The following is a 3,421-nucleotide window of genomic DNA, read 5'->3' on the forward strand; positions in this document are numbered from 1 at the left end:
CGGGGCTGGGATGTGTCGCGGTTGTTCGATCCGGATCCTGAGAAGGTCGGTAAGTCGATGGTCCGCCATGGTGGGTTTCTTCATGGTGCGGGGGATTTCGATCCGGGGTTCTTCGGGATTTCGCCGCGTGAGGCGTTGGCGATGGATCCGCAGCAGCGGTTGTTGCTGGAGGTGTCGTGGGAGGTGCTGGAGCGGGCCGGTATCGATCCCACCGCACTGAAGGGCAGCCGCACCGGCGTCTTCGCAGGCGCCATGTACCACGACTACAGCGAGGCGGTCGCCGCCGGCAGCCTTGTCTCCGGCCGCGTCTCGTACACCCTGGGGCTCGAGGGCCCGGCGGTGACGGTGGACACTGCCTGCTCGTCGTCGCTGGTGGCGATGCACTCCGCGGTCCAAGCCCTGCGCAACGGCGAGTGCTCGCTCGCGCTGGCCGGTGGTGTTGCCGTAATGTCCACGCCTATCGCATTCGTGCAGTTCTCGCGGCAGCGGGGCCTGGCGGTGGACGGACGGTGCAAGTCGTTCGCGGCGGGTGCGGACGGTACGGCGTGGGCGGAAGGCGTGGGTCTTGTCCTGCTGGAGCGTCTGTCGGACGCTCGCCGCAACGGCCACGAGGTGCTGGCCCTGGTGCGGGGCACGGCCATCAACCAGGACGGTGCGTCGAACGGCATCACTGCGCCGAATGGTCCGTCGCAGCAGCGCGTGATCCGGCAGGCGTTGGCGAGTGCCGGTCTGTCGGCGGCCGACGTGGACGCGGTGGAGGCGCACGGTACGGGTACGTCGCTGGGTGACCCGATCGAGGCGCAGGCGTTGATCGCCACGTACGGCCAGGAGCGGGCCGGGGACGAGCCGTTGTGGCTGGGTTCGTTGAAGTCGAACATCGGTCATGCGCAGGCGGCGGCCGGTGTGGCGGGTGTGATCAAGATGGTGGAGGCGATGCGGCACGGTGTGCTGCCGAAGACGTTGCATGTGGATGAGCCCACCCCGAAGGTGGACTGGTCGGCGGGTGCGGTGGAGCTGCTGACGGAGTCGCGGAAGTGGCCGATGACGGAGGGGCGTCCGCGTCGCGCGGCCATCTCCTCCTTCGGTATCAGTGGGACGAATGCGCACGTGATCATGGAGGCCGTCGAGGCTGAGCCGGTGGCGGAGCGTGCGGTGGACCCTGACGGTGTGGTGCCGTTGGTGGTGTCGGGCAAGTCGGTGGAGGCGGTACGGGCTCAAGCGGGTCGGCTGGTGGAGTTCCTGGGCGCGGATGCTTCGGTGAACCTCGCGGATGTGGCGTACTCGCTGGCGATGACCCGGACGCATTTCGACCATCGTGCGGTGGTCGTCGCCGGGTCGGTGGCGGAGGCGCGGGAGGGTCTGGCGTCTTTACGTCCGCAGAGTGTGGTGCCGGCGGGCCGTCTGGGTGTGTTGTTCACCGGGCAGGGGTCGCAGCGGGTGGGGATGGGGCGTGAGCTGTACGGCGCGTTCCCGGTGTTCGCCGAGGCTTTCGATGAGGTGTGTGCGGCTGTCGACGGGAAGCTGGGCCGCTCGTTGAAGGCGGTGGTCTTTGAGGGCGGGGAGCTGCTGGAGGAGACGGGGTACGCGCAGCCGGCGCTGTTCGCGGTCGAGGTGGCGTTGTACCACCTCTTACGGTCTTGGGGCGTGCGTCCTGATTTCGTGGCGGGTCATTCGATCGGTGAGGTGACGGCCGCGTATGTGGCGGGTGTGTGGTCGCTGGAGGATGCGGCCACGCTGGTCGTGGCGCGTGGTCGGCTGATGCAGGCGCTGCCGGCGGGTGGCGTGATGGTCGCGTTGGAGGCCACGGAAGAGGAGGTCGCGCCGCTGCTATCGGACGGTGTGAGTATTGCCGCTGTCAACGGGCCGACATCGGTGGTGTTGTCGGGTGTGCAGGGTGCGGTCGAGTCGGTGGTGGCCCGTTTCGAGGGCCGTCGGGTCAAGCGGCTGAGGGTGTCGCACGCGTTCCATTCGCCGTTGATGGACCCGATGCTGGACGAATTTCGCGAGGTCGCGGCCGGGCTGACCTACAACACCCCGGCCCTGCCGGTGGTGTCGAACCTGACGGGTGAGGTGGCGGACGCAGGGCGGTTGTGCTCGCCGGAGTACTGGGTGGAGCACGTACGCGGCATGGTCCGTTTCCGCGACGGCGTGCAAGCCATGAAGGACCAGAAGGTCACCACCTTCCTGGAGTTGGGCCCGGACGGCATCCTCACCGGGATGCTGGCGGAGGACTGCCTACCGTCGCTGCGGCGTGACGTCGGTGAGGAGCGCGCCCTGCTGGCCACTCTCGGACAGCTGCACACACGCGGTGTCGCCATCGACTGGGAACAGGTCTTCGCCGGCCGGGATGCACGCCGCGTTGACCTGCCGACGTACACCTTCCAACACCAGCGCTTCTGGCTGAACTCGAACCTTTCAGCTGGTGACCCTGCACTGGCGGCTGAACACCCACTGCTGGACTCGGTGGTCAGTGTTCCCGAGACCGGTGGTGTTGTGTGCACTGGTCGACTGTCTGTTGCCGGGCAACCGTGGTTGGCCGATCACAGCGTGTCGGGTGTGGTGTTGCTGCCGGGCGCCGCGCTGGTGGAACTCGCGATCCGCGCCGGTGACGAGGTCGGCGCGCGGACCCTGCGCGAACTGGTCATGGAAGCGCCCCTGGTGATCCCGGACGAGGGTGTGGTGCGCGTCCAGGTCACGGTCGGTGAGGACGCGGGCGGTGGTGTGCGGCCGGTCGCGGTGTACTCGCGGCCCGACGACGCGCAGTCCGGCGCCCCGTGGACCCGCCACGCCAGCGGACAACTGGGCGACGACGCCTCTGCATCTGGTGCTGGTTTCGAGGTGTGGCCGCCGGAGGGTGCGGTGGCGGTGGATGTGTCGCGGTTGTACGAGGAGTTGGCCGGCCGTGGGTATGGGTACGGGCCGGTGTTCCGGGGGCTTCGTGCGGTGTGGCGGCGTGGTGATGAGGTCTTTGCCGAGGCTGTGTTGCCGTCGAGTGAGGGGGACATGGCGGCCGGGTTCGGTCTGCATCCGGCGCTGTTGGATGCGGCGCTGCACGCTGGGGCCTTCTCGGCTGCGAGTGAGTCCGAGGGGGGTCTGTTCCTGCCGTTCGCGTGGAGTGGGGTGTCGCTGCACGCTTCGGGGGCGTCGTCGTTGCGCATCCGGTTGTCGTCCTCGGGTGCGGAGTCGCTTTCGCTGGAGCTGGCTGACGGTGAAGGTGCTCCGGTGGCGTCGGTGGAGTCGCTCATCCTGCGCGAGATACCCCGGGATCAGCTCAAGGCCTCAGGTGGTGGCGGTGGCGAGTCGTTGTTGCGGGTGGAGTGGTCTCGGGTGCCGGTGCCGGTGCCGGTGCCTGTGGACGCTGATGCCGGTGTGGTGGAGGTGTTCGAGGTCGGGGCGGTCGCGCTGGATGCGGAAGCCGTGC

Annotated in this window: 1 protein-coding gene; it reads left to right on the forward strand. The window is 68.4% G+C overall.

Annotated elements, in window-relative coordinates:
• Nucleotides 1-3,421 (forward strand): type I polyketide synthase (locus tag AB0F03_RS37880; RefSeq protein ID WP_362001043.1); only part of this gene is annotated, 3,421 nt, incomplete at both ends.

The organism is Streptomyces sp. NPDC028722 (assembly GCF_040637655.1).
Taxonomy (GTDB): domain Bacteria; phylum Actinomycetota; class Actinomycetes; order Streptomycetales; family Streptomycetaceae; genus Streptomyces.